This is a genomic window from Methylorubrum rhodinum (genome assembly GCF_014199935.1).
Taxonomy (GTDB): domain Bacteria; phylum Pseudomonadota; class Alphaproteobacteria; order Rhizobiales; family Beijerinckiaceae; genus Methylobacterium; species Methylobacterium rhodinum.
On the sequence record NZ_JACHOP010000001.1, the window covers coordinates 239,189 to 264,055 of the forward strand.

General features: G+C 71.2%; 17 protein-coding genes and 1 tRNA gene. 7 read left to right on the top strand and 11 right to left on the bottom strand.

Going from position 1 to position 24,867, the window contains the following annotated elements; genetic code table 11:
* Positions 1–41 precede the first annotated feature (41 nt).
* Positions 42–569 carry a Dps family protein gene (locus tag HNR00_RS01095; RefSeq protein ID WP_183563483.1) on the top strand — a complete coding sequence of 176 codons (528 nt, stop codon included), beginning with the start codon at positions 42–44 and terminating at the stop codon, positions 567–569.
* Positions 570–630: 61 nt separating this feature from the next.
* Here the strand turns inward: HNR00_RS01095 and HNR00_RS01100 are convergent, their stop codons facing one another.
* The 3 genes from HNR00_RS01100 to HNR00_RS25750 form a co-directional block, all read right to left on the bottom strand.
* Positions 631–1,908 (bottom strand): glycosyltransferase, encoded by a 1,278-nt coding sequence (locus tag HNR00_RS01100; protein ID WP_246390144.1) that lies wholly within the window; start codon positions 1,906–1,908, stop codon positions 631–633.
* Between the two features lie 130 nt (positions 1,909–2,038).
* Positions 2,039–4,750: a bifunctional acetate--CoA ligase family protein/GNAT family N-acetyltransferase gene (locus HNR00_RS01105; RefSeq protein WP_183563490.1), complete on the bottom strand. Its 2,712-nt coding sequence runs from the start codon at positions 4,748–4,750 to the stop codon at positions 2,039–2,041.
* 86 nt (positions 4,751–4,836) lie between these two features.
* Positions 4,837–4,971 (bottom strand): hypothetical protein, encoded by a 135-nt coding sequence (locus HNR00_RS25750; protein WP_281383217.1) that lies wholly within the window; start codon positions 4,969–4,971, stop codon positions 4,837–4,839.
* A gap of 143 nt (positions 4,972–5,114) precedes the next feature.
* Between HNR00_RS25750 and HNR00_RS01110 the strand changes: the two genes are divergently transcribed.
* From HNR00_RS01110 to cynS, 6 genes are all read left to right on the top strand, one after another.
* A complete protein-coding gene (locus tag HNR00_RS01110) occupies positions 5,115–5,765 on the top strand; it encodes a class II aldolase/adducin family protein (RefSeq protein ID WP_183563493.1) in 651 nt (216 codons plus the stop codon).
* Positions 5,766–6,123: 358 nt separating this feature from the next.
* Entirely contained in the window at positions 6,124–6,570 is a 447-nt protein-coding gene (locus tag HNR00_RS01115) for a Ros/MucR family transcriptional regulator (protein ID WP_183563496.1), read from the top strand.
* A gap of 146 nt (positions 6,571–6,716) precedes the next feature.
* Positions 6,717–7,502, top strand: a complete 786-nt coding sequence (locus HNR00_RS01120; RefSeq protein ID WP_183563499.1) for a restriction endonuclease — start codon at positions 6,717–6,719, stop codon at positions 7,500–7,502.
* Between the two features lie 209 nt (positions 7,503–7,711).
* On the top strand, positions 7,712–9,898 hold the full coding sequence (locus HNR00_RS01125; protein ID WP_183563502.1) for a transglycosylase domain-containing protein: 2,187 nt from the start codon (positions 7,712–7,714) through the stop codon (positions 9,896–9,898).
* A 274-nt stretch (positions 9,899–10,172) separates the two neighbouring features.
* Positions 10,173–11,246 (top strand): adenylate/guanylate cyclase domain-containing protein, encoded by a 1,074-nt coding sequence (locus HNR00_RS01130; protein WP_183563505.1) that lies wholly within the window; start codon positions 10,173–10,175, stop codon positions 11,244–11,246.
* 118 nt (positions 11,247–11,364) lie between these two features.
* On the top strand, positions 11,365–11,853 hold the full coding sequence (gene cynS, locus HNR00_RS01135) for a cyanase (RefSeq protein ID WP_183563508.1): 489 nt from the start codon (positions 11,365–11,367) through the stop codon (positions 11,851–11,853).
* A 347-nt stretch (positions 11,854–12,200) separates the two neighbouring features.
* Here cynS and HNR00_RS01140 read toward each other — a convergent pair whose 3' ends face one another.
* The 8 genes from HNR00_RS01140 to HNR00_RS01175 form a co-directional block, all read right to left on the bottom strand.
* Positions 12,201–16,508 carry a translocation/assembly module TamB domain-containing protein gene (locus HNR00_RS01140; protein ID WP_246390190.1) on the bottom strand — a complete coding sequence of 1,436 codons (4,308 nt, stop codon included), beginning with the start codon at positions 16,506–16,508 and terminating at the stop codon, positions 12,201–12,203.
* Between the two features lie 192 nt (positions 16,509–16,700).
* Complete coding sequence (locus HNR00_RS01145) at positions 16,701–18,686, bottom strand: autotransporter assembly complex protein TamA (RefSeq protein ID WP_183563514.1); 1,986 nt, start codon at positions 18,684–18,686, stop codon at positions 16,701–16,703.
* A gap of 209 nt (positions 18,687–18,895) precedes the next feature.
* Complete coding sequence (locus HNR00_RS01150; protein WP_183563517.1) at positions 18,896–19,588, bottom strand: HWE histidine kinase domain-containing protein; 693 nt, start codon at positions 19,586–19,588, stop codon at positions 18,896–18,898.
* A 49-nt stretch (positions 19,589–19,637) separates the two neighbouring features.
* The gene (locus HNR00_RS01155) at positions 19,638–20,378 is read right to left on the bottom strand and encodes a Crp/Fnr family transcriptional regulator (RefSeq protein WP_183563520.1); all 741 of its coding nucleotides are present in this window, start codon (positions 20,376–20,378) and stop codon (positions 19,638–19,640) included.
* Between the two features lie 184 nt (positions 20,379–20,562).
* Positions 20,563–20,646, bottom strand: a tRNA-Tyr gene (locus tag HNR00_RS01160).
* 252 nt (positions 20,647–20,898) lie between these two features.
* On the bottom strand, positions 20,899–22,722 hold the full coding sequence (gene recJ / locus HNR00_RS01165; RefSeq protein ID WP_183563523.1) for a single-stranded-DNA-specific exonuclease RecJ: 1,824 nt from the start codon (positions 22,720–22,722) through the stop codon (positions 20,899–20,901).
* A gap of 277 nt (positions 22,723–22,999) precedes the next feature.
* Complete coding sequence (locus HNR00_RS01170; protein WP_183563526.1) at positions 23,000–24,397, bottom strand: NAD(P)(+) transhydrogenase (Re/Si-specific) subunit beta; 1,398 nt, start codon at positions 24,395–24,397, stop codon at positions 23,000–23,002.
* Between the two features lie 4 nt (positions 24,398–24,401).
* Positions 24,402–24,848, bottom strand: coding sequence for a proton-translocating transhydrogenase family protein (locus HNR00_RS01175; RefSeq protein ID WP_183563528.1), 447 nt, complete (start codon positions 24,846–24,848; stop codon positions 24,402–24,404).
* Positions 24,849–24,867 lie beyond the last annotated feature (19 nt).

A 24,867-nucleotide genomic window follows, 5' to 3' on the forward strand; every position in this document is an offset into this window, starting at 1 on the left:
TCGCCGGCCGCATGTCGTGAACAGTTTCGAGGAATTATCCGATGGCCAAGGCTAAGCTGCGCGTCGCCAGCGACCGGCTCAACACCCCGACCGACCTGAACCCCGAGGACGTGACGAAGATTTCTCACGGCCTGACCGTGCTGCTGTCCGATCTCTTCGCGCTCTACATCAAGACGAAGAACTTCCACTGGCATGTCAGCGGCCCGAACTTCCGCGACTACCACCTGCTGCTCGACGAGCAGTCCGAGCAGATTTTTGGCATCATCGACGCGGTGGGCGAGCGCGCCCGCAAGATCGGCGGCACCACGCTGCGCTCGCTGGGTCAGGCCGAGGGCCTGAAGCGCGTTCAGGACAACAACGCCGACTACGTCAGCCCGCTCGAGATGCTCAAGGAGCTGCGGGACGACAACAAGGCGCTGACCGCCAACATGCGCGAGCTGCACGCGATCACGGACGAGGCCAACGACGTCTCGACCACCAGCCTGTTGGAGGAGTGGATCGACCAGTCCGAGGAGCGCACGTGGTTCCTCTACGAGTCGACCCGCGACGCGACCGAGAGCGGTCACTGATCCATCCGGTTCCGACCTGTCGCCGGGGCCGCCGATCCGAGAGGGTCGGCGGCCTCTTCCGTCATGCGAGCATCGTCTCGATCCGGGCGACGGCACCGGGTAGCCCCGGCTCGCGGGCCATGCCGACGGCGAGCCGGCGGGCGGCCTCGCGCATGCTCGAATCCGTGGTCGCGCGCGAGATGCGGGCGGCCAGCGTCGCCGGGTCGATCTTGGTGATCGGCACCGGCGCTTCCGCGGCGCCCCGCGCCGCCACCGCCCGCCCCCAAAAGAGCTGGTCGGAGGCGACCGGCAGGATCACGCAGGGCAGCCCGCTGGCGAGCGCCTGCGCCGTGGTGCCCGCGCCGCCGTGATGGACCGCGGCTGCGACCCGGGGAAACAGCAGGGCGTGCGGCAGGCTTCCGACGAAGAGCACGTTGGGCGGGGTGGAATCCGGGCGCGCGAGGCCGCCGGCGCCCGTCGCGACGATCGCCCGGCCGCCCCAGAGCGCAAGCGCCTCCATGACGATGCGGGTGTTGCGCCGGGCGCCCCACAGCATCGAGCCGAACCCGACATAGACGGGCGGCGGACCCTCGGCGAGGAAGCGCTCGACCGCCTCCGGCAGCGCCTCGCCGGGACGTGCGTCGCGCAGCCAGAAACCGGTCTCGGTCGCACCCGCGCCGGGGTGCGGCCCGGCGAGGACCGGACTGTAGGCGCGGATCTGGTGCGCGTGCGCCAGGGCGAGCCCGACCGGGGAGGTCCAGGGGCGGAGCAGACGGCCCTTCCCGGTGTCGCGGCGGAAGCGGCGCACGGCGCCCCAGGTGAGGAGCGAGGCGCCGCGCATCAGTTCGTAGGAGAGCCGGTTGAGCGGCGCGCCGAAATCCCGCCCGCTCAGCAGCACCGAGGAGAACCGGCCGGTCGGCTCCACCGGCTGATAGGCGACGTAGACCGACGGAATGCCGGCCTCCTTCGCCAGCGCGCCGGCGAACCACGCGAGGGTGGTGTAGATCACGAGGTCGGCGGAGTGCACCTCCGCCATCACGCGATGCAGGATGTTCGGCATCAGGCCGGATATCCGCTCGCCGTAGCGGCGCACCGTCCCGAGCAGGGCGAGCGGTCGGCGGTGGCGCTCCAGGAAGGCCTTCTCGAACGACGCCTCGCGAAACGTCTCGGCGAAGGCGAGGCCGACATCGACGTAAGCGACGCCGTAGCTCGCGACCGTGCGCGCGTAATCGGCGTTGGTCGCGACCCGCACCGCGTGGCCGGCCTCGGCCAGCGCCTGGGCGAGCAGGCAGATCGGTTGCACGTCTCCGCGGCTTCCGAAGGTGACGAGCAAGATCTGCTTTCGCGGCGCGTTCGACATGCCGCAGCCGCGATAGAGACTCGATCGGCAAATGAAAAGGCCCGCCGAGGATTTCGCCCGCACGTGACCGCGGATCCCGTATAGAGCGGGTCCGGCCTCGAGACTGCATTCGCCGCGGGGCCCGTGCCGTTCAGGACTGAGTCCGCTCCGGCACCCGCAGCGTCACCTTGACGAGGCCCGGCTCGTCCGGGGCCGGCCGCTCCGCGAAGCCGAGCTGGCGGCAGACGCCCCGCATCGCCCTGTTCTCGGCGAGCACGTCGCCCTCGATCACGGCGATGCCGTCGGCCTGCGCCCAGTCGATCATCATCCGCATCAGGGCGATGCCGAGCCCGGTGCCCTTGATGTCGGAGCGCACGAGGATCGCGAACTCGCCCCGGTCGTGGTTGGCGTCGGCGTGGAGCCGCACCGCGCCCAGCATGCGCCGGGCTTCGTCCATCCCCTCTTCGGTCGCCACGAAGGCGATGGCGCGGGAATAGTCGAGTTGGGTCAGCCGGGCCAGGAAGGCGTGGCTGAAGTCGCGCACGGGGGCGAAGAAGCGCAGGCGCACGTCCTCCGCGTCGACCTGCCCGAAGAAGGCGCGGAACATCGCCTCGTCCTCCGGCCGCACCGGACGGACGAGGACGCGCCGGTCGCCCGCCACCAGCCGGCGCTCCCACTCGGCCGGATAGGGCCGGATCGCGAAGCGGGGGTGCCAGTTGCCGCGACGGCGCTCGCGCCCGGTCTCGGCCTCGATCCGCACCCGCGCGTCGAGGGCGACGACGCCGTCGGCATCCGCCAGCAGCGGGTTGATGTCGAGTTCGCGCACCGCCGGCAGGTCGGCGGCGAGCTGGGCGAGCTTCACCAGCGTGAGCGCGATGGCGTCGGTATCGGCCGCCGGCACGTCGCGGTAGGCGGCGAGCCGGCGCGCCACGCGGGTGCGGCCGATCAGTTCGCCCGCGAGCGCGAGGTCGAGGGGCGGCAGCGCCAGCGCGCGGTCGTCGATCACCTCGACCGCGGTGCCGCCGCGCCCGAACACGACGACAGGGCCGAAGACCGGGTCCTCGGCCAGTCCCGCGATCAGCTCCCGCGCCTGCGCCCGGCGCACGGTCGGCTGCACCGCGAAACCGGCGATGCGCGCATCGGGCCGCTGGGCCCGCACCCGTGCGATCATCGCGGCGGCCGCCGCGCGCACGTCGGCCTCGGAGGTGAGGCCGAGGCGCACGCCGCCGACCTCGGACTTGTGCACCACGTCGGGCGAGACGAGCTTGAGCGCCACCGTGTGTCCCGCCGCGATCAGCGGCCACGCGGCGGCCGCCGCGCCGTCGGGGTCGGGGACCAGCGTGCTCGGCACCGAGTCGATGCGGTAGGCCGCGAGCAACGACGCCACGGAGGCCGGATCGAGCCAGGTCCGGCCCTCACGGATCGCCCGCTCGATCACGGCGCGGGCGGCGTCGATGTCGGGGGAGAAGTCGCGCGGCAGCGAATCCGGCGTGCGCATCAGGTCGTCCTGAGCCTCGCGGTAGCGCACGAGATGCAGGAAGCCCTCGACCGCGTCGGCATCGGTGGCGAAGAGCGGAATCTTGGCCCGCCCGTAGATCGACCGGACCGCCTCGTCCTCGCCGATCGAGACGGCGAAGACCGGCTTGCGGCGCCCGGCGGCCCGGCCCATGGCGACCGCGTCGGCCACGTTCTGCGCCACCTCGCGGGAGCCGGCCCGCGCCGTCGGGACGTGGATCGCCAGCAGGGCGTCGCTGCCGCGGTCGGCGAGCAGGGGTTCGAGGGCGCGGGCGAAGTCGCGCGGCACCGCGTCGATGCCGAGATCGAGCGGGTTCGCCTGCGCGCCGTGGCGCACCGGCTCCAGCTTCGTCAGCGTCTCGTCCGAGGGGGCGCTCAACGCCCCTTCCCGGTCGGCGAGGCCGTCGGCGGCGAGCGCGCCGATGCCGCGCCCGTTCGCGACGATCATCAGCCGCTTGCCGGGGAAGGGGCGCTGGCGCCCCAGGGTCTCGACCGCCGAGAACATCGCGTCGAGCCCGTCGACGGCGAGGAGGCCGGCGCGGCGGAAGGCGGCCTCGTAGACGGCACCGGGCCGGGCGAGGGCCCCGGTATGGGTCGTCGGCGCGCGGTCGAGCCCGTCATGGCGTCCGGTGCGCAGCACCACCACCGGCTTGGCGCGGGCCGCGGCGCGGGCCGCGCTCAGGAATTTGCGCGCGTCGGCGACGTGGTGGAGCGAGAGGATGATGGCGCGGGTGCGAAAATCCTCGGCGAAGTGGTCGAGGCAGTCGGCCACGTCCACGTCCGCCGAGCGGCCCAGCGTCATCACCGCCGAGAAGCCGACGCCGCGCCGCCCGGCCCATTCGGCGATGGCCGAGGCGACGGTGCCGGATTGCGAGACCAGCGCGAGGTCGCCGGATGTCGGCGGACGGGCGAGCAGGCTGGCGTTGAGGCCCTGCGCCGGCACGCTCAGGCCCACGCTTTCGGGGCCGATCAGCCGCAACCCGTGGCGCCGGGCCGAGGCGCGGGCGGCGCCCAGCGGCGCGGCTTCGCCCTGGCCGAGATGGGCCGACAGGATCACCGCCGACGCGGCGCCGACGCGGCCCGCCTCCTCCACGATGTCCGGCACCGCGAAGGGCGGCGTGGCGATCATCACGAGGTCGGGGGCGGCGGGCAGGTCGGCGAGGCGGGATACGCAGGGCAGGCCGTCGACGCTGGACTCGCGGGGATGGACCGGAACCACCTCGCCCGAGAAGCCGCCGGCGCGCAGCCCGTCGATGATCGCGCGCCCGACGGAGCCGGGGCGATCTCCGGCGCCCACCACCGCGATCCGGCGGGGAGCGAGCAGCGTCTCGAAACGGTATGTGCTCATGGCGCGCCGAACCCCGGACCGGTCGGCGACGGGTTACACCACAAGGCCGGCCCTGGGCACCGGGCCGGCGTTGCGGCAATCTCGTCCTACGCCGCGCACCGCGGCGCCAGCACGAACGTGTCGTGAAGCCTGAACACTTTCGGCCAATGCTCACGATCGGCCAGCGCGCGGGCTTCGGTGAGCGAAATCCCGCGCGCGTCGGCGAGGTCGGCCAGGCTCATCCAAGCGTTTTGCATCGATACGCACCCCTGAATATTTGTTATGCCGCCAAGCTATCCATCGCCGACCTAACGGGACCTGAACGAAGAGGTTCCCGCCGCCGGTCGTTCCGAGCACCGTTAATCGCGAGCAAAAGGAGATGCGCGTGGCCCCGTTCGCGACCCGCCAGTCCATTGTCGAGGCCATGCGCAGCCTGCTCTCCCTCGGCTTGAGCCAGGGCACCTCGGGCAACGTCTCGGTGCGCTGGGGCGATCGCCTCCTCGTCACGCCTTCGGGGATTCCGGCCGAGCAACTCAGCCCGGACGATCTCGTCGAGATGGACATGGACGGGGGCTACGACCACCCGCTCGCACCGTCCTCGGAATGGCGCTTCCATCGCGACATCCTCGCGGCCCGGCCCGAGATCGGCGCCGTGGTCCACGCCCATCCGCCCTACGCCACCGCCTTCGCGATCTGCGGGCAGGAGATCCCGGCGGTGCACTACATGATCGCAATGGCGGGCGGGGCGAACATCCGCTGCGCGCCCTACGCGCCCTACGGCACGCAGGCGCTCTCCGAACACGCGCTGCGGGCGCTCGACCGGCGCAGCGCCTGCCTTCTGGCCAACCACGGCATGATCGCCACGGGGCCGAACCTCGCCAAGGCGCTCTGGCTCGCCGTCGAGGTCGAGGTACTGTGCCGCCAATACGCCCTGGCGCTTCAGATCGGCACGCCGGTCGTCCTGTCCGACGCCGAGGTCGCCGAGACCGTCGAGCGGTTCAAGTCCTACGGCCCGCGGGACAAGGCCGGCCGTTGAGCAGGTCGTCGATGCGGCATTGCTCCAATCGCCCGAAATAGAGACGGCGCCACCGACCGTCATGTGACGGCCGAGTGGAACGGTTGACGCGCGCGGTGGCGGCGCGGCGGCCTGCGGGAACGCGTGACAAAGCCTAAGCCGTTGACTCGTAAGGGCCTGATTTTGGAGAAGTGGGTTATACCGTGTGGCCGATGTAATTGAATTCAATTTGGCGCACGAAATCCAGCTTGCGAATTGCTCAATCGACGGCTAATCGTCAGTCGATCACGCAGTGACTTCGTCTCCGTCAACGGCCGCGTCGTCCTGATGACGCCGGCCGATGGCGGCGTTCGGGTGTTTAACAGGGGGGTTGTTGAGGATGTCTCTGGAGGACGGCCCCGACGACGACTACGTGTCGCTCACCGTCGACCTCGTGTCGGCTTTCGTCGGGCACAATTCTTTGGCGGCCGCGGAGCTTCCGGGGTTGATCGTGGCGGTCCACGGGGCGCTGGCCGGGCTCGCGAGCCGCTCCGCCGAGCCGGAGGCATCCGCGCCGACGCCCGCAGTCTCGATCAAACGCTCGATCCAGCAGGACTACCTGATCTGCCTGGAGGACGGGAAGAAGTTCAAGTCGCTCAAGCGCCACCTGCGCACGCGCTACAACCTCTCGCCCGACGAGTACCGCGCTCGCTGGAACCTGCCGGACGACTATCCCATGGTCGCGCCGAGCTACGCCCAGACCCGCTCCGAGCTCGCCCGGACGATGGGGCTCGGCCAGCAGCGCCGCAAATGGCCGGGCAAGAACCCGCCCGGCGGCGAGAGCTGAGGCGCGACCCCGCACGGGATTGTCCACAGGCGATCCCCCGGCGCCCTGCCCCGGCCGCTCGGCCCGTTAGAGGTCGGGCAACCCTTGACCCCGAACAGTCGCGGCTCCCGCCGGGCCGCGCGCCCGGCTCCCCTTCAGGAGCCCCGATGTCCGGCCGGTCGCCCCTTGCCGTCCGCCTGTTCTGGACGCTCGTCGCCGGCTCGTCCGCCGGCTTCTGGTACGGCGCGCCCGCCTTCGCGGCCACGGGGGCGGCCTGCCTCGCGATCCTGATCCACCGCCTCGACCGGCCGCGGCGCTTCCGCGCCCTCGTGCGCCGGGTCAGCCGGCGGCATGCCGAGACGCTCGCCCTGCGGCGGCGGCAGGAGCGCTTCATCGACGCCTACGGCAACACCATCGAGGACGGCTGGCTGCGGGAGCGCGACTACTTCGTCGAGCGTACCCTGATGCCGCGGATCGAGGCGCGCGGTTTTTCCGATTACGCCGAGGCGCGATTCGAGGAGATGGCGGAGATCGTCGAGCGGGTCGCCCGCCGCCACGCCCTGCCCGAGACCGACGACAGCCCGGAGGACGGCATCGCCTACGAGCGGTACTGCGCCGAGCTGTTGCAGCAGGCCGGCTGGCGGGCGCGGCCGACGCAGGCCAGCGGCGACCAGGGCTGCGACGTGATCGCCGAGCGCGAGGGTTTTCGCCTCGTGGTCCAGTGCAAGCGCTACGGCCGCCCCGTCGGTAATGCCGCGGTGCAGGAGGCGGCGGCCGCCGCCCTGCACTGGTCGGCCGACATGGCCGCGGTCGTCTCGAATGCCGGCTTCACCCCGGCCGCGCGAAAACTCGCCGGCACCACCGGCGTGCGGCTGCTGCACCACGATGCGCTGGCCGACCTCGAACCGCCGCGGGAGGTCGGCCGCCGGCTGCTGCCGGCCAGCCAGCGGTGAAGCGTGAGCGCACGGCAGAGACCCGCCGACGACCGGTCAACGCCGGGGCGGCGGTGGCTCGGGTGAGTTAACACCCCCTTAAACCCGCCGCATTTAGGCTGCGGAAACGATGACGGAACCGCTCCGCCGCGAGGCGCGAAGGTCCCCAACCGGAACGGAAGCGGGTGCGGGATCTCGCCGAGATCGCTTAAGCCCCACGCATGGATCGCATGGCGAAGACAGGCGGACGCAAACCCCGCAGCGAACCGAGCTTCGATATCCCGGAAGGGAGCGATCCGGCGCGCCTCGACGTGCGCCTGTCGCGCGGCGACCGCACCGGCGGCGGGGCTCAGCGGGGCGTCGCCAAGGCGGCTCCGCGCCCGGCCGCGCGGCGGAAATCGCCCGGCGGCGGTGGGGGCAAGCCGCCGCGGCGTCGCCGTTCCTGGCTCGGCCGGATCGTCCACGGCGTGGTCGTGCTCGGCATCTGGGGCGTCATCGCGCTGGCCGGCCTCATCGCCTACCACGCCTCGCAACTGCCCCCGATCGATCAACTGGCTGTCCCGAAGCGCCCGCCCAACATCGCGATCCTGGCGAGCGACGGCTCGCTGCTCGCCAACCGCGGCGAGACCGGCGGGCGCGTCGTCTCGATCAAGGAGCTGCCGCCCTACCTGCCGCGGTCCTTCGTGGCGATCGAGGACCGGCGCTTCTACGACCATTTCGGCGTCGATCCGGTCGGCATCGCCCGCGCCATCACCCAGAACCTGACCCGGCGCGGGCTGGCGCAGGGCGGCTCGACGCTGACGCAGCAGCTCGCGAAAAATCTGTTCCTGACACCGGAGCGGTCGGCATCGCGAAAAATCCAGGAAGCGATCCTGGCTTTGTGGTTGGAGCACAAATACTCGAAGGACGAGATCCTCGAACTCTACCTCAACCGGGTCTATTTCGGCGCCGGCGCCTACGGCGTCGAGGCGGCGGCACAGCGCTATTTCGGCAAGCCCGCCAAGAACGTGACCCTGGCCGAGGCCGCGATGCTGGGCGGCCTCGTCCAGGCGCCGTCGCGGCTCGCGCCCAACCGCAACCTCAAGGCCGCGCAGGCGCGGGCCGCCCACGTGCTCGCCGCCATGGAGGAGCTGGGCTTCGCCAAGGCCCCCGACGTGAAGGTGGCGCTGGCGCAGCCGGCGCGGCCGGCCTCGACCCGCGGCGGCGGCTCGCCGAACTACGTCGCCGACCTCGTGATGGACGTGCTCGACGATTTCCTGCCGAAGTTCGAGGACGACATCGTCGTCTCCACCACCGTCGATGCCGGCTTGCAGGCCACCGGCGAGCGCGCGCTCACCGACGAGCTGAACGCCAAGGGGGCCCGCTACAACGTCGCGCAGGGCGCGCTGGTCTCGATGCGGCCCGACGGGGCGATCCGTGCGCTGATCGGCGGGCGCGACTACGCGCAGAGCCAGTTCAACCGGGCGACGACCGCCAAGCGCCAGCCGGGCTCCTCGTTCAAGCCGTTCGTCTACCTCGCCGCAATCGAGAAGGGGCTGACCCCCGATTCCGTCCGCGACGACGCGCCGATCCGCATCGGCAACTGGGCGCCGGAGAATTATTCGCACAGCTACAGCGGCGCCGTGACCCTGCGCGAGGCGCTGGCGCAGTCGCTCAACACGGTGGCGGTGCGGCTCGGCCAGGAGGTCGGCCCCAAGGCGGTGGTGCAGACGGCGCAGCGTCTCGGCATTTCGTCGCCGCTTCAAGCCAACGGCTCGATCGCGCTCGGCACCTCCGAGGTGACGCCGCTGGAGATGGTCGGCGCCTATTGCGCCTTCGCCAACGGCGGCACCGGGGTGATCCCATACGTCATCGCCGGCATCAAGTCGGCGGGCGGCAAGGTGCTGTACAAGCGCGGCGAGGGCGGGCTCGGTCGCGTCATCGATCCGAACGCCGTCGGCATGATGAACGCCATGATGCACGACGTCTTCACCATGGGCACGGCCAAGAAGGCCGATATCCCCGGCTGGGACCTCGCCGGCAAGACCGGCACCAGCCAGGATTTCCGCGATGCGTGGTTCATCGGCTATTCGGGCACGCTGGTCACCGGAATCTGGCTCGGCAACGACGACGGCGAGCCGACCAAGAAGGCGTCGGGCGGCAGCCTGCCCGCCGAGATCTGGAAGAGCTACATGACGGTGGCGCTCAAGGCCGACAAGCCGGTCGGCCTGCCCGGCCTCAACCGCTGGCGTGCCCGGCCGCAGGTCGCGAATGCGGGCGAGCGCGAAGGCCCCGGTGGCCTGATCGGCGCGCTCATCGGCGAGCCGGACCGCACCGCCTCCGTTCCGCCGCCACGACCCGTTCCCGGCGGGCGCGGCCAGGGGCCGAGCCAGGACGACCGGAACTTCCTCGAGAAGCTGTTCGGGCTCGGCGAGTAGCCTCGTCCTTTCCGGATCGCCCCGAGCGCTCCGGCGCCTTTCTCCCGATCGCACCGGGTGTCGCGTCGGCGTGGCGGCGTGCCACATTCGCGCCATGTTGCGGGCATGAGCCTTGGATGACACGGGAGCGCGTGGCGCCGCGTCGCGGCCCCGCCTCCTGTCTCGAAGAAGGAGCCTCCGTGTCCTCCCCCCTGCCCGACCGTCGCGCCCCAGGCCTCCCGGTCGGCGCGGACCGGCCGGGCGTGCCCCCTGCCGGATGCCGGAGCCGCGCCTGATGCTGCCGCACCATCGCTGGTTCTGGTTCCTGATCCTGCTCGCCACCGGCGGGGCGGGCCTGCTCTACAACGTGATCTTCGCAGGCGGCGCGAGCCCGGCGGCGGGCTTCACCTACGGCCTCTGCGTCGGCATCGCCGCGCTCGCCTTCGACCGGGGCGTGCTGCTCGCCGGCCTCCAGGCGCGCATCCGCCGGTTGCCCGCGGGCTTCTACGTGGTGGCGGCCGAACTCTCCTACGTGGCGATGATCGTGGCCGGCAACGCGCTGGGCGGGCTCGTGGTCTGGCTGCTCGGCCTCACCTCCGATCCGCTGCTGGAGGCGGTGCGCACCACGCCCCGCGTGCTGGCCTACGCGCTCGCGGTCTCGGCGCTGCTCGTCTTCGTGATCCGCATGCGCGACCTCATCGGCGGCGAGGTGTTCATCAACTTCCTCGTCGGGCGCTACCACCGCCCGGTGGAGGAGGAGCGCATCTTCCTGTTCCTCGACGTGGTCGGCTCGACCGCCTTCGCCGAGACCCACGGCGACCTGCGGGCGCAGGAATATCTCAGCGCGGTCTTCGCCACCCTGGCCGAGCCTGTGCGCCGCTTCCACGGCTCGGTCGACGACTATATCGGCGATCTCGCCATGATCACGTGGCCGATGGAGCGCGGCCTCAAGGATGCCCGCTGCGTCGCCTGCCTGTTCGCCGTGCGCGACCGCATCGAGGCCGACGCCGCCGCCTGGGAGGCGCGCTTCGGCACCGTGCCGCGCCTGCGCGCGGGCCTGCACGGCGGCCCGGTGGTGACGGCGGAAGTGGGGGTGGACCGGCACAAGATCGCCTATTTCGGCGACGCGGTGAACGTCGTCGCCCGGACCGAGTCGCTGTGCCGTCCGCTCGGCGTCGATACCCTGATCTCCGAGGACCTGCTTGCCCGGCTGCCGCACCTGCCGAAAGGCATCACGGCCCGCGGCCTCGGCAGCCATGCGCTGCGCGGGCGCGGGCGGCGCCTGTCGGTGGCGACGCTGGAACGGGGGGCAGAGCTGCCCAATCCAGAGGCACGTCCGCTGGCCCGCTCCCGCGAGGCCACCGGCTGACGCTCAAGCCCCGGGCAGATCGCCGCCCCGAAGCGCATCTGCCCGCGAAAGCGGCCGTCTGGCGCGCGGCTTGCGAGCCGGCCCCGTGTCACGCGATCAGCGAGAAGCACGGGACCCCATGAAGCGCGAAGACCTCACCGAGAAGCTGCTCGACATCAAGCGCGAGAAGGGCTGGACCTGGAAATACATCCAGGACGAGATCGGCGGCATCTCGCCGATCCTGATCACCGCCGCCTGCATGGGCCAGATGAAGCTCCCCAAGGCCCAGGCCGCCAAGGCCGCGGAGCTGTTCGGCCTGACGAAAGCGGAGGAGCGGATGCTCAACGAGGCGCCCTATCGCGGCTCGATTCCCGCGATGCCGCCGACCGACCCGCTGATCTACCGCTTCTACGAGCTGGTGATGGTCTACGGCACGACCTGGAAGGAGCTGATCCAGGAGGAGTTCGGCGATGGCATCATGTCGGCGATCGACTTCAACATGACTATGGAGCGCGAGCCCAACAACAAGGGCGACCGGGTGAAGATGAACCTCTCGGGCAAGTTCCTGCCGTACAAGTATTATGGCAACGACGAGGGCGTGCCGGAATACGGGTTCAAGGAGCCGTAGGGCGGCGCCGGCTCGATCGCGCCGGGATGACGCGCATCCCGTCTCCCCGCTGGGCACCACGGTGATATCGCGGGGGAGCCACATCCCGCGCGGCGCTTCCACCATCGGCCGGTACGCCGTTTCCTCCGCCGTCATTCCGGGGCGCCGCAGGCGAACCCGGAATCCACGACTGGTCACAACGCTCCGTTTGGCGTCGCGTCACGGGTGGATCGCACGCCTCCGGCGCGCCCCTCCGTGTCCGGGTTCCGTGGCTCGGCCCCGGAATGAAGGTAGAGCTTCATCGAAACCCAATCGACCTCGCGTCGGTGCTGCCCGTCATCCCAAGCGCGATGGGACGGAACGCGCCCCTACCACTCCCACTCGGCGCCGACGCCCACGGCGGTGCGGCCGTCGCTGCCGGCCTCGCCGTTGAGCTTGATCCGACGGGTGACGTCGTAGTTGATCGTGGCGGCCGTGTCGGCCGGCTTGGCGCCGGCCTTCACGCCGACGCTGATGCGGTCGTTGATGTAGCGCGAGGCGCCGACCGCCGGGCCGCCGCTGGCGCCGGTCGAGACGTCGAGGCTGTCGAGCCCGAGGCCCTTGCGGGCGGATTCGAACACGTCCGGCCCCCCGGCTCCGCCGGAGAGCTGCGCCACCGCTTGGGCCAGTTGCAGCGCCTGGAACGGCGAGAGCCCGCCCGCCGCCTTCTTGAACAGGATGCGCGACAGCACCTCGTCCTGCGGCAGGCTCGGATCGGAGGACAGGGCGAAGACCGGCTGCGAGGCCGGGCCGGTGACGGCGACCCGCGCCGTCACGTCGCCGGCCTTGGTCTCGGCGATGAAGTCGAGATCGGGCTGGGCGAGGTCGCCCGCAAAGGCGATGCGGCCGCGGGAAAAGTCGAGCCGCTGGCCGACGAGGCTGAGGCGCCCGCGCCGCATCTCGAAATCGCCGTTCGCGCGGGGATTTCGGGACGAGCCGGTCACCCGCAACTCGCCGCCGAGTTCGGCGTCGATGCCGCGCCCGCGCACAAAAATGCGGTTCGGGGCGCTCACCAGCACGTCGAGGGTCGCGTCGAACGGGGCGGCGGCCTTCTTGCGGCTGGCGGCGGCGATCTGCGCCTTGCGCTCGCCGCGCTTGGCCAGCCTTTCGCGGATTTCCGGCGTGGTGTTGACGTGGCGGATGCCGGGCAGCGGCTGGACGGTGGCCGGGAGCCGGTCGGGCACCGACACGTCGATCGACACCACATCGACCCGGCCCGACACCTTCGGGGTGCGGGCGAGCGGGCCGGAGAGGGCGAGATTGAGGCTCGTGACCGCCGTCATCAGCGGGCTCGACACCAGTTCGGCCTTGTCCGCGGTGATCCGGAGCGAACCGGGGAAGCCGGAGGCCGGCTCGACGGCGACGCGGCCGTCGATGGCGATGCGCCCGCCGTTGCGGGTCGCGGCGGTGAGGCGCTCGATCTGGATCGCGTCGCCGCGTCCCGTCACGCGGCCCTGGATGTCGGTGAGGCGGATGCCGTTGAGCGGATCGGTGAGGCTGCCGCCCGAGAGCGTCGCCGCGCCCTCCACCCGCGGCGCCGCGAGGGTGCCGGTGACGCCGGCGTCCAACGCGACGCGGCCGGCCACGCGCTGGCCGCCGGTGCTGAGGAGCGAGTTGGCGAGCGCCGCGTCGAGGGTGCCGCGGGCCTTCAGGTTGAGCGCGCCGCCGGGCTCGACGGGGATCGCGCCGGTCACCGTCACCTCGGCGCCGCGGCCGGCGGAGACGCGCCCGTCGATCGTGGCGGCGCCACCGCTCAGCGTGCCGCTCGCCCGCGCATCGATCGGCGGCAGACCGGCCTTGCGGGTCTCCGGCGTCACCAGCTTGGCGACGCTCAGCGCGTAGCGGCCTTCGGGGCGCGAGGCGGTGCCGCGCAGGTCGGCCTCGCCCTCGACCGTGCCGGAGAGCGCGAGGCTCGGGGCGGCGATGCGGGCGAGCGCCAGCGGCAGGGCGCGGATGCCGACCTTCAGATCGAGTTCCTGCCCCGCCCGCCCCTGGACGCTGATGCGGCCGGAGCCGGCGGCAACGACAAGGTTCTCGATCAGTGCCGAGCCGTCGTCGAGGGTGATCGCGGCGGGGCCGGCGAGCGCGAAGCGGTCGCCGCCGCGCTGGGCCGAGAAGCGGGCGATCTCGACGCGGGTGCGCTCGGCCGGGATCAGCCGGGCGGCGCCGTCGAGGTTGAACCCGCGGGCCTGGGCAGTGAGGACGAGGTCGCTCGCCTGCGCCGTGCCGGCGGCGGTGAGCCGCACCGTGTCGATGGTCTGGCCGGCGGCGACGATGCGCTCGAGACTTGCCTTTCCGTCGATGACGGGGTGGGCGCGCAGATCGCGGCCGGTGAGGTCGGCGTCGAGGTTGGTGATGCCGACATCGTCGTAGCGGAGGTTGGCCCCGGTCGCGCGGATCGCGGCGTCCTGGCGTCCCCCTTCGCGGGAGAGGGTCACGGCGGCGTCGAGGGTGCCGCCCATGCGGCCGAGCGCCAGCGCCGAGAGGTCGGCGAGGTCGCCCGCGCGGACGGTCAAGGCGCCCTCCCCCAGCAGGGTCCTGGCATCGACCACGGCGCGGCCGTCGATGGCGACCGAGCCCAGCGCGAAGGCGAGGCGGTCGAGGGCGTAGTCGCTCTTGCCCGGTCGGGCGACATGGGCGTCGGCCTTGAGCGCCTTGCCGGCCACGTCGCCGGTCAGCCGCACGGTGCCGTCCAGCGCGCCGGTGAGGTCGGTCAGCGTCGCGTCGAGGCGCAGATCCTGGATCGGCTTGCCGTCGGCCTTCGCCGCGGGAGCGCGCAACGCCGTGGTGAGGTCGGGCTTGCGCAGCGAGCCGGTGAGTTTTGCATCCGCACTCGCGGCCCCGGCGAGCCGCGCGTCGAGGGCGGAGAGGTTCTTGAGGTCGAGGCGGGCGGCGACATCGGCGCTGCGGGCGGTGGCCTGCCCCTGGAGCGTGGCGACGAGTTCGGCACCCTCGAACAGAAGACGGTCGAAGCCGTAGCCGTCATAGGTCTGGAACACGCGGCCCTTCAGCGACGGCGTGCGGCCGACGAGGCGGTCGGCGATGTCCTGACCGAGCACCAGTCCGCCGCCGCGCAGGTCGAGGTCGGCCGCGAGCGCCTTGCGGGCCGGGTCGCCGCTCAACACCGCCTTGGCGTCGAGACGGCCGGCGAGATCGCGCCCGGCCAAGCCGGAGAAGGCGGCGATGTCGGAGAGCGCCGCCTGGAGCGTGCCGGCCAGCGTGTTCTGCCCGACCTTGCCGACGTAGGAGACGCGGGCGGTGTCGGCGTCGAGCGTCAGGCCGGCGATGTCGATGACGCCGTCAGAGCCGGCATCGGCCCGCAGCGTCAGCTTCGCCCGCTCGCCGATCGCCCGACGGAGCGCCGGGTCGGCGAGCGATAGGCCTTCCACGCTGCCGTCGGCGCTGATCGCGAAGCGGCGGGTCGTGTCGGTGCCGGTCGGCTCGACGGAGAGCAAAGCCTCGACGCGGTCGAGTGTGGATTCCCTGGTGCGCAGGCCCGCGGCCTTGAGGGCGCCCTTCACCTGCGGGGCGGTGAGCGGACCCTTCAGGCTGCCATCGAAGACCAGCGTTTCGAGTTCGCTCTCGGCGGCCTTGGTCTTGCCGCCCTCGGTCGGAACCGCGCGGGCTTCGATGCGGAAATCGGCCTGCCTATCGGCGCTCAGCGTCCCGCCGATCCCGAGGCGGGCGGTGCGCGAGGTGAGATCGAGCCGGTCGATGCGGAAGGCGCCGGAATCGGCGAAGGCCAGACCGCCGTCGAGCTTGGTCGTGCCGGAAAAGATCGCGGCGAGCGGGCCGGGCACGAGGCCCTCGATCCGCGAAGCGAGATCCAGGCTAAGCCGCCGGTCGGTGCCGATGCGCGACAGCCGGGCGCCGCCCTTGGCGCCGATCTCGGGGCCGGCGTCGAAGTCGAGCCGGGCGTTGAAGCTGTCCAGCGTGCCGCGGCCTTCGAGGTCGAACCGGATCGGCGGCGTGCCGGGGAGGTTGGCGGCCTTCGACAGCAGACCGCCCTCGGGCTCGGTCAGCGCGGCCTTCAGTTCCAGCTTCTCGCCCTTGGGCACGAACAGCAGCCGGGCGTCGAACAGGCCGGCGGCGTCGAGGCGACGCGCCGTCACCGCGAGGTCGAGGCCCTCCGACGGGTTGCCGAGCTTGGCCTTGCCGTCGGCCGAGAGCCGGGCCGGCTGGCCGGCGACGGTCTCGCCGAGGATGAGTTCGGCGAGCTTGAACGCCTTGATCTCGACCTTGACCGGGAGATCGGGCAGCAGCGAGCCGTCCGGCGGCTCGGCATCCGCCGGGGGTGGGCCGGAGATGGGTTTGCGCAGCACTTCGAGCCGGCCGAGTTCGAGGCTGTCGACTTCGAGGCGGCCCGACAGCAGCGCGAGGCGGCGCCACGCGAGGCGGGCGCGGTCGAGCTTCAGCCAGGGGCCGTCCGCGTCGCTGATGACGACGTCGCGGATGGTGGCGTCGGAGGAGAGCGCGCCGTCGACGGCGCCGATGGAGACCTGGGAGGAATCGCTGGAGAGGGCTTTGGAGAGGATGCCGCCAAGGACAGTCTTTTCGCCTTCGGCGGCGCGGGTGAGATCGGTCGGGATCAGCGCAGCCGCTAAGATCAGGACCAGAACCAGCAGTGCCGCGAACAGCCCTCTCCCCTCCGCGGGAGAGGGTGGCCGCCGAAGGGGGTCGGGTGAGGGGAGCGCCGCTTCCGGAGATGACTGGACGACGGCGGCCAAGCGGGACCGTCGCGCTGCCCCTCTCCCGCCTCGCATCCGCGAGGCACCTTCCCCCGCGGAGGGGGGAGGGTTGGCGCTGCGCGAGATGCGAAAAAACCCCATTCAGAAGGCCTGTCCGAGACTGATGTACAGGGCGACCGGGCGCTCGTGGTATCCCTTGATCCGGTCGAGCGGGAAGGCGACGTCCACGCGGATCGGGCCGATGCCGGTGTAGTAGCGGAGCCCGAGGCCCACCGCCTTGCGGATACGCTCATCGAAATCCGGCAGGGTCGAGGCGAAGGCGGTGCCGGCGTCGAAGAACGGCACGATGCCGATGGTGTCGGTGACCTTGATGCGGGCCTCGATCGAGGCCTCCAACAGGCTGCGCCCGCCGATCGGCAGGTTGAACGGCCCGCGCGGTCCCAGCGTGCGGAAGGCGAAGCCGCGCACCGAGCCGCCGCCGCCCGCGAAGAAGCGGAAATTGTCGGGAATCTCGTCGAGTCGCGCGCCGGAGACCGAGCCGAAGCCGAGGCGTCCGGCCAGCACGTAATTCGCGTCCTCGTCGAGCGCGTAATAGGTCGAGCCCTGCGCTTTCGCGACGAAGATGCTGGGATCCGAGCCGAGGAAGCCCGGATAGGGCGCGGCCGAGGCCTGGAAGCGGAACCCCTGCGTCGGGTCGAGCAGGTTGTCGGTCGAATCGTAGGTGACCGAGACCGGCACGCCGACGAGGCGGTACTTCACGGTGCCGAGCGCGTCCTGCGAGCGGCCGACCTGCCCGTCGAGGCCGACCTGCGCCGAGAAGGTGTCGGAGAAGCGGTGGCGGACGGCGACCGATGCGCCGACGGCATCGACGAAGTAGCTCTGCTGCACCTCGCGGGTGACGAAGGCGTTGGCCAGCAGATCGTTGCGGCTGCCCCAGAGCGCCGGCTTGACGAAGGTCGCCGAGAGGCGCCCGCCGAGGCCCGACGTATCGATGCCGGCCGCCTTGCGCTGCTGCGCGAACGGATCGTAGCCGAGGCCGAGATAGTAGATGTCGGCGTCGAGCCGGAGCGTCTCCATGCCGCCGAACAGGTTGCGGTTGGCGTAGTAGGCGCGGATGCCGGGACCGTCGACGGTGGAATAGCGGGCCGAGACGCCGATGAGGTTGCGCTCGCGCTCGCTCACCTCGACGAAGATCGGCAGGTTGCCGGCTGCGTCCAGGCTCTCGCCCTCGCGCACGCGGACCGCGCCGAGGCCTTCGATCCGGGCGACGGAGCGGCGGATGTCGGCGACCGCCTTGGGCGAGTACGGATCGCCCGGCTCGGTGTAGATGAAGGAGCGGATGACGGCCGGGTCGATGCCCTCGGAGGCCTTCACGGCGACCTCGCCGAGCCCCGCCTTGGGCCCGGGATCGATGGTGAAGGTCACGTCCATGACGTGGGCGGCGTCGTCCACCACCGGATCGCGCGAGACCGCCTTGGCGAAGGGATGGCCGAGCGACCGGAAGCGATCGACGATCTTCGCCTCGCGGGCCAGCACGGTGGCGGAGCGGGCCGGAACGTCGTCGCCGGGGCGCACGAACCGCTCGGGCAGCACCTCCGCCGGAAAGGGATTTCCGCGCGGGTCGAACGCGCGCACCGAGCGGACGGTGTAGGCGGGGCCGAGATCGACCGCGATCTTCACCGGCACCAGGGCGCGGGCGCGCGAGCCCTCCGCGGCGCGGGCCGCAGCCATGAGCGAAGCCTCGCCGGTCACCGGCACGCCGTCGATGCGGATCGAGACCGTGCCCTGGTAGTAGCCGTAGCCGGAGAGCACGTCGGTCAGCCGCCGCAGGTCGGCCTCGGCCCGGCGCACCAGCCCCTCGCCGTCCGGCGGGGCCTCCTGGCGCAGGCGGTAGAGGGTCGAGGTGTCCTGGAGCGCGGTCAGGACGTCGGAATCGTCGGTGCCGGTGATGCGGATGCTGTAGGGCAGTGACCCTTGCGTCGGAGCGGGCGGCTCCTCCTCCGAACCGAACAGGCCGAACAGATCGAAGGCGGCGGCCGGCTGCGGCAGGCCCGCCGCGAGGGCAGCCGAGAGGAACACGCCACCGATCACGGGCGAACGCAGGGGCTGAGTCTTCCGGACGGTCATTCGATCGGGCGGGTCCGTGCTCTCGGTTCTCGTGCCGCATCGGCATTTTCCGAAAGCCGGTACCCACCGTTCGGGCCGATGCTCTCTGCCGGGGCGATGCCGCGATAAGAGCATCAAACGGTAAACTACCCGTCGATGCGCACCAGGGATACCCGGTCAAGCTTGTTCGACTGCCGTCTCAAGAGATGGTGACCGGAAATCACCACCTGCTACTCGTCCTCCTCCACCAGCCTGATCTGCGGCGGCAGCGGAAGGGTGATGGTGCAGCGCAGGCCGTCCGGCCTGTAGGCGAGGTCGGTCTCGGCCTTCAGTTCGTAGCGCAGGCTGCGCTCCAGCACCTCGGAGCCGAAGCCGCGATGCGGCGGCTCGGCGGGCAGGTCGTCCACGCCGCTCTCGGTCCAGACGAAGGTGAACTGCCCGCCCGGGGCAGGCGGCACCACCGACCACGTCACCGCGATGCGCCCGTGCGGCACCATCAGGGCACCGTGTTCGACGGCGTTGACGGTCAATTCGTGGATCGCCAGCGCCATGATCTCGGCGGCGCCGGGGCGCAGCCGCAGGTTCGGCCCGGAGATCGCGACCTGATCGCCCTCGCGGGCGAGATGCGCCAGGAGTTCGTCGGCGATGAGCGCGTGCAAGGCCACGCCGTCGGGCACGCTGCGCATCAGCGCGCCGAGCACGCGGGCGATGGCGTCGAGCCGCCCGTCGAGATGGGCCGCATAGGTCTCGACGGTGTCGGCGGTCTCCGCCGAGCGGCGGATGATGGCGCGCAGCATCGCCAGCGTGTTGCGGACCTGATGGCGCTGCTCGGCGGGCAGGCCCTTCTCGTCGAGGAAGCGGCGCAGGCGCCTGTTCTCGGCCTCGAGTTCCGCGATGCGCGGGTCTTGGTTGTCCTGGGTCATCACCTTGCCATCCACCTCACGCGCATGTGGCTGGCCCTCCCCCTCTGGCTCAAGTGTCGCTGACTGCCGATGCCGTAGTCTCACGCTCGTGGTGCAGATAGGACGGATCGAAGAGGGAAGCAGACTGCAGGGCGGCGAAATCGGGAATGGTGAGCTGGCGCCCGCGCAGGCGGATCAGCCCGGCGGCGCGCAACTCCTTCAGGGTGCGGTTGATGTGGACCGTCGAGAGCCCCATCGCGTCGCCGAGGTCGGCCTGGGTGATCGGGAACTCGCAGGACGTGCCGTTGGTCAGGCCGACCGCGGACAGGCGCATGAACAGCTCGCAGAACAGGTGCCCGAGCCGCTCGGTCGCCAGGCGCTGACCCAAGCTGACGGTCCATTCCCGCTGGATCGCCGCCGAGACCAGCATCTCCCACCACAGGGCCTCCTCCAGCCGCGGACTTTCCGCGGTGACCTCGCGGATCGAGGCCTCCGACACCTCGGCGATGAGGCAGGAGGTGAGCGTGCCGAGCGAGTGGTCCATGTTCTTCAGCACGAAGACGTGCGGATCGCACAAGTCGCCGGGCAGGAAGATCGAGATGACCTGGCGGCGCCCGTCCTCGAGCTGCTTGTAGCGGCAGGCCCAGCCCTCGACGATCAGGTTGACGTGGCGCGGACGGTCGCCGTCGCGGATCACGTCCTCGCGCGGCCCGAGCCTTCGGGTGTTCTGCGTCACGCGATCGAGGGATTGCCGCTCCGCGGAGGAGAGGCGGGCGAAGTTCTCCAGCTTGCGGACGAGAGGGTTGACCACGACTCTTCCTTACGAATTCGCGGCAACTTAACCGTCATCGAGGCGGTGGAAATTCAACAAAGTTATATCTTGCAGGCTGCCATGAACAGCGATCCGATGATTCGATGAAGAACGCTCAAGGCCCGCGGGACACCCTGCGGCACCAGGCAGCCGTATTATCGTACCGGTTGTGGCGAGGTGGGTTTGGTGGGGGAAGTAGGACTCGAACCTACGAAGCTTACGCAGCGGATTTACAGTCCGCCCCCTTTGCCGCTCGGGACATTCCCCCAAACCGCTGTCACCGCGGGCCGGAGACTGGCGCTCCGCGGCGGGCGTCGTCCTTATGGTGACGCCGCGGGCGGGTGTCAACTGGATCGCTGGCAGCGATCCAGTTGGTCTTTGCTTTTGCCTCAGGCGCCGGCAGCCGCGTCCGCGGCTTCGGCTAACGCTCCGCTAGACGCCTCGGCTAGGAGCCGAGGCCGCTGCGCGCGGCGCTCTTCGCGCCGGGCCATACGGATTCGAGCGGCCTGCTTTGCTCTCTTCATGCGCACGGCGCGAGGTCGCAAATCCGCAACTGCGCCCGCTCGGCCCCGCGCCAGCGGTCGCAGGAGAGCGTGCCGGCGGCGTGGAAGGTGCGGCCGATGCCGCCGAGCAGGGCCGTGCCGACGGGCCCTTGCGCCGCCCGGAAGGCGATGGCGCCGAGCGTCTGGCCGTCGCCGCTGGCGAAGCGCGCGCGGACATGGCCGTTGCCGACGATGCCCGCATCGACGAGGCGGTGGCGCGGCAGCGCCATCACCGGCTCGGGCGCGCCCTGCCCGAACGGGCCGGCCCGCTGGATTAGCCGCACCAGTTCGGCGGTGGCCCCGCCCGCGCTCACCGTGCCGTCGACGAGCAACGCCTCCGCCGCGCGGGCGCGGGCGACCGACTCGGTTAAGGCACGGTCGAGCCCCGCCCCGAAGGCCTCGATCCGTCCGGCGGCGAGCGTCACCCCCGCCGCCATGGCATGACCGCCGCCCTTGAGCGCGAGCCCGTCCTCGACCGCGGCGCGCACCGCCGCACCGAGATCGGCGCCCGCCACCGAGCGCCCGGAGCCGACCGCACTCCCGTCGGGCTTGACCGCGAAGGCGAAGGCCGGGCGGCCGAACCGCTCCTTGAGGCGGGCGGCGATCAGCCCGACGATGCCCGGATGCCATTCGGGCGAGGCGGCGACCAGCACCGGCCGGTCGGGATCGAGGGTCAGCCTTCGGTCCATCTCGGCCTCGGCTTCCGCCACGGCGACGGCCTCGATCGCCTGCCGCTCGCGGTTGAGCCGGTCGAGCTCGGCGGCGATGCCGCGCGCCTCGATCGCGTCCGATGTGGTGAGGAGGCGCGCACCGAGCCCGGCATCGCCGATGCGCCCGCCCGCATTGATGCGGGGCCCGAGCAGGAAGCCGAGATGCCACGCCTCCGGTGGCTCACTGAGCCCCGCCGCGTCGAGGAGCGCCGCAAGGCCCGGCCTACCGCGGCCGCGCATCACCGCGAGGCCCTGGACCACGAAGGCGCGGTTGAGGCCCACCAGCGGCACCACGTCGGCGACGGTGGCGAGCGCCACGAGATCGAGGGAATCGGTGAGCCGAGGGCCCTCGCCGGACCCGAAGGCGCCCTCCCCCCTGAGCCGCCGGGCCAGCGCCACCAGCGTCATGAACACCACGCCCGCCGCGCAGAGATGGCCGAGGCCGGAGAGGTCGTCGAGGCGGTTGGGGTTCACCACGGCCCGCGCCGTCGGCAGTTCCTCAGGGGCGCCGTGATGGTCGAGCACGATCACGTCGAGGCCGAGACCGGCGGCGGCCGCCAGCGGCTCGTGGCCGGCGGTGCCGCAATCGACGCAGACGAGGAGCTTTGCGCCCTCTTCCGCCAGCGCGGTGACGGCGGCGACGTTCGGGCCGTAGCCTTCCGTGATCCGGTCGGGGATGTGGATGCGCACCGGCACGTCCAGCGCCCGCAGGTACTCGGCCAGCAGCGCGGCGCTCGCCGCGCCGTCCACGTCGTAATCGCCGAAGATCGCCACCGGCTCGCGGGTTCGCACGGCATGAGCGAGGCGCTCCACCGCCGCCTCCATCGCCACCAGCACGAACGGGTCCGGCATCAGGTCGCGCAGGCGCGGCGCGAGATAGGCCTGCGCTTCCGCCGGCCGCACGCCCCGCCCGGCGAGCACCCGCGCGAGCAGGTCGGGCAGGCCGTATCCTTGCGTCATCGCCGTGGCGAAGGCCTGGAGGCCCGCATCGGCGCAGCGCTCGCGCCACGGTCGCCCCAGCACGGAGGCGTCCACGCCGAGGATGGTTTTGTCGGATTGGATGAGGGCTGCGGTGGACACGGGCGGGAGCATAGCCGCTTCAAGGCGCGAAGGCTGCGCCTTGCAAGCGACAGCTGCGGCTCTGAAATCAGTCCGCCGGAAGCAGCGACTTCGTCCCGAAACCCACCGCCGTCATTCCGGGGCGCCGAAGGCGAACCCGGAATCCACGACTGGCCGCGACGCTGTGCTGGCACCGCGCATCACAGGTGGATTCCGGGTTCCGCTGCGCGGCCCCGGAATGACGAGGGCGTCGCAAAAAACGGGGCGGGCGATTCCTCGCCCGCCCCGCCGATGGTCCATTGGCTGTCGCTCAGAGGTTCTTGAGGATCGAGTCCACGACCTTCTTGGCGTCGCCGAACAGCATCATGGTGTTGTCGCGGAAGAACACCTCGTTCTCCACGCCCGCGTAGCCCGAGCCCATGCCGCGCTTGATGAAGAGCACGGTCTTGGCCTTCTCCACGTCGAGGATCGGCATGCCGTAGATCGCCGAGGACTTGTCGGTCTTGGCGGCCGGGTTGGTGACGTCGTTGGCGCCGATCACGAAGGCGACGTCCGCCTGCGGGAACTCGCCGTTGATGTCCTCCAGCTCGAACACCTCGTCGTAGGGGACGTTGGCCTCGGCCAAGAGCACGTTCATGTGGCCCGGCATGCGGCCCGCGACCGGGTGGATCGCGTACTTCACGTCCACGCCTTCCTTCTTGAGCATGTCGGCCATCTCCCGCAGCGAGTGCTGCGCCTGGGCGACCGCCATGCCGTAGCCGGGGACGATGATGACCTTCTCGGCGTTCTTCATGATGTAGGCGGCGTCGTCGGCCGAGCCCTGCTTGACCGGACGCGTCTCGACCTGGCCCGAGCCGGCCGCGGCGGTGTCCCCGCCGAACCCGCCGAGGATGACCGAGATGAACGAGCGGTTCATCGCGTGGCACATGATGTAGGACAGGATCGCGCCCGACGAGCCGACCAGCGAGCCGGTGATGATGAGCGCGAGGTTGCCGAGCGTGAAGCCGATGCCGGCCGCGGCCCAGCCCGAGTAGGAGTTCAGCATCGACACGACGACGGGCATGTCGGCGCCGCCGATCGGGATGATGAGCAGGCCGCCCAGCGCGAACGACAGCAGCACGATGAGCCAGAAGACGAACTTGCTCTCGTTGCCGATGAAGATCGCGATCAGGACGACCAGCGCGATGCCCAGCGCGATGTTGATGGCGTGCCGCTGCGGCAGCATGATCGGCTTGCCCGACATGCGGCCGTCGAGCTTGGCGAAGGCGATGACCGACCCGGTGAAGGTGATCGCGCCGATGGCCGCGCCCAGCGCCATCTCGAACAGCGACTCCTTGTGGATGTGGCCGTTCTCGAGGATGCCGACCGCCTGGGGGGCGTAGAGGGTCGCCGCCGCACCCGCCACGGCGGCGAGGCCGACGAGGGAGTGGAAGGCCGCGACCAGCTGCGGCATCGCCGTCATCGGCACGCGCTTGGCGATCACCGCGCCGGCACCGCCGCCGATGCCGAGGCCGAGCAGCACCAGGATCCAGGCGCCGAAGCCCGCCGGCGGATGGCCGATGAGCGTGGTGAGCACGGCGAGCGCCATGCCGATCATGCCGTACAGGTTACCCTGTCGCGACGTGGTTGGGTGCGAGAGTCCCCGCAGCGCCATGATGAACAGGACGCCGGCGACGATGTAGAGAAGGGAAGAGACGTTTTCCGACATCGCCTCAGGCCTTCTTCTTGTACATGCCGAGCATGCGCTGCGTGACGAGGAAGCCGCCGAAAATGTTCACGGAGGCGAGCACGATGCCGATGAAGCCGAAGAACCGGGCCCAGCCGGTGCCCTTCTCGATGAGCGGCACGCCGGCCGCGAGCAGAGCGCCGACGATGATGACCGACGAGATCGCGTTGGTGACCGACATCAGGGGGGTGTGCAGCGCCGGTGTCACCGACCAGACGACGTAGTAGCCGACGAAGATCGCGAGCACGAAGATCGCGAGCTGGAACACGGTGGGATCGACCGCGCCGTGGGTGGCCGCCGACACGCCGTGCGCGAGCGAGTCGGCGATGGACTGCGCCTGGGCGGCGTTCTGCTGGGCGATTTCGGCCGCCGTCTTGGCGGCGGCCGCAGCGGCCTGGGCCTGCTCCGCGGCAGGAAGAGGTACGTTAGCCATGTCTCAGGATCCTCCGCGA

What these genes read in the sequence shown, in the direction of transcription:
- HNR00_RS01145 (WP_183563514.1), bottom strand. Translation starts at nt 18,686, where the DNA reads ATGACCGTCCGGAAGACTCAGCCCCTGCGTTCGCCCGTGATCGGTGGC.
- recJ (WP_183563523.1), bottom strand. Translation starts at nt 22,722, where the DNA reads ATGCTCCCGCCCGTGTCCACCGCAGCCCTCATCCAATCCGACAAAACC.
- HNR00_RS01170 (WP_183563526.1), bottom strand. Translation starts at nt 24,397, where the DNA reads ATGTCGGAAAACGTCTCTTCCCTTCTCTACATCGTCGCCGGCGTCCTG.
- HNR00_RS01100 (WP_246390144.1), bottom strand. Translation starts at nt 1,908, where the DNA reads ATGTCGAACGCGCCGCGAAAGCAGATCTTGCTCGTCACCTTCGGAAGC.
- HNR00_RS01175 (WP_183563528.1), bottom strand. Translation starts at nt 24,848, where the DNA reads ATGGCTAACGTACCTCTTCCTGCCGCGGAGCAGGCCCAGGCCGCTGCG.
- HNR00_RS25750 (WP_281383217.1), bottom strand. Translation starts at nt 4,971, where the DNA reads ATGAGCCTGGCCGACCTCGCCGACGCGCGCGGGATTTCGCTCACCGAA.
- HNR00_RS01125 (WP_183563502.1), top strand. Translation starts at nt 7,712, where the DNA reads ATGGCGAAGACAGGCGGACGCAAACCCCGCAGCGAACCGAGCTTCGAT.
- cynS (WP_183563508.1), top strand. Translation starts at nt 11,365, where the DNA reads ATGAAGCGCGAAGACCTCACCGAGAAGCTGCTCGACATCAAGCGCGAG.
- HNR00_RS01105 (WP_183563490.1), bottom strand. Translation starts at nt 4,750, where the DNA reads ATGAGCACATACCGTTTCGAGACGCTGCTCGCTCCCCGCCGGATCGCG.
- HNR00_RS01115 (WP_183563496.1), top strand. Translation starts at nt 6,124, where the DNA reads ATGTCTCTGGAGGACGGCCCCGACGACGACTACGTGTCGCTCACCGTC.
- HNR00_RS01150 (WP_183563517.1), bottom strand. Translation starts at nt 19,588, where the DNA reads ATGACCCAGGACAACCAAGACCCGCGCATCGCGGAACTCGAGGCCGAG.
- HNR00_RS01095 (WP_183563483.1), top strand. Translation starts at nt 42, where the DNA reads ATGGCCAAGGCTAAGCTGCGCGTCGCCAGCGACCGGCTCAACACCCCG.
- HNR00_RS01130 (WP_183563505.1), top strand. Translation starts at nt 10,173, where the DNA reads ATGCTGCCGCACCATCGCTGGTTCTGGTTCCTGATCCTGCTCGCCACC.
- HNR00_RS01120 (WP_183563499.1), top strand. Translation starts at nt 6,717, where the DNA reads ATGTCCGGCCGGTCGCCCCTTGCCGTCCGCCTGTTCTGGACGCTCGTC.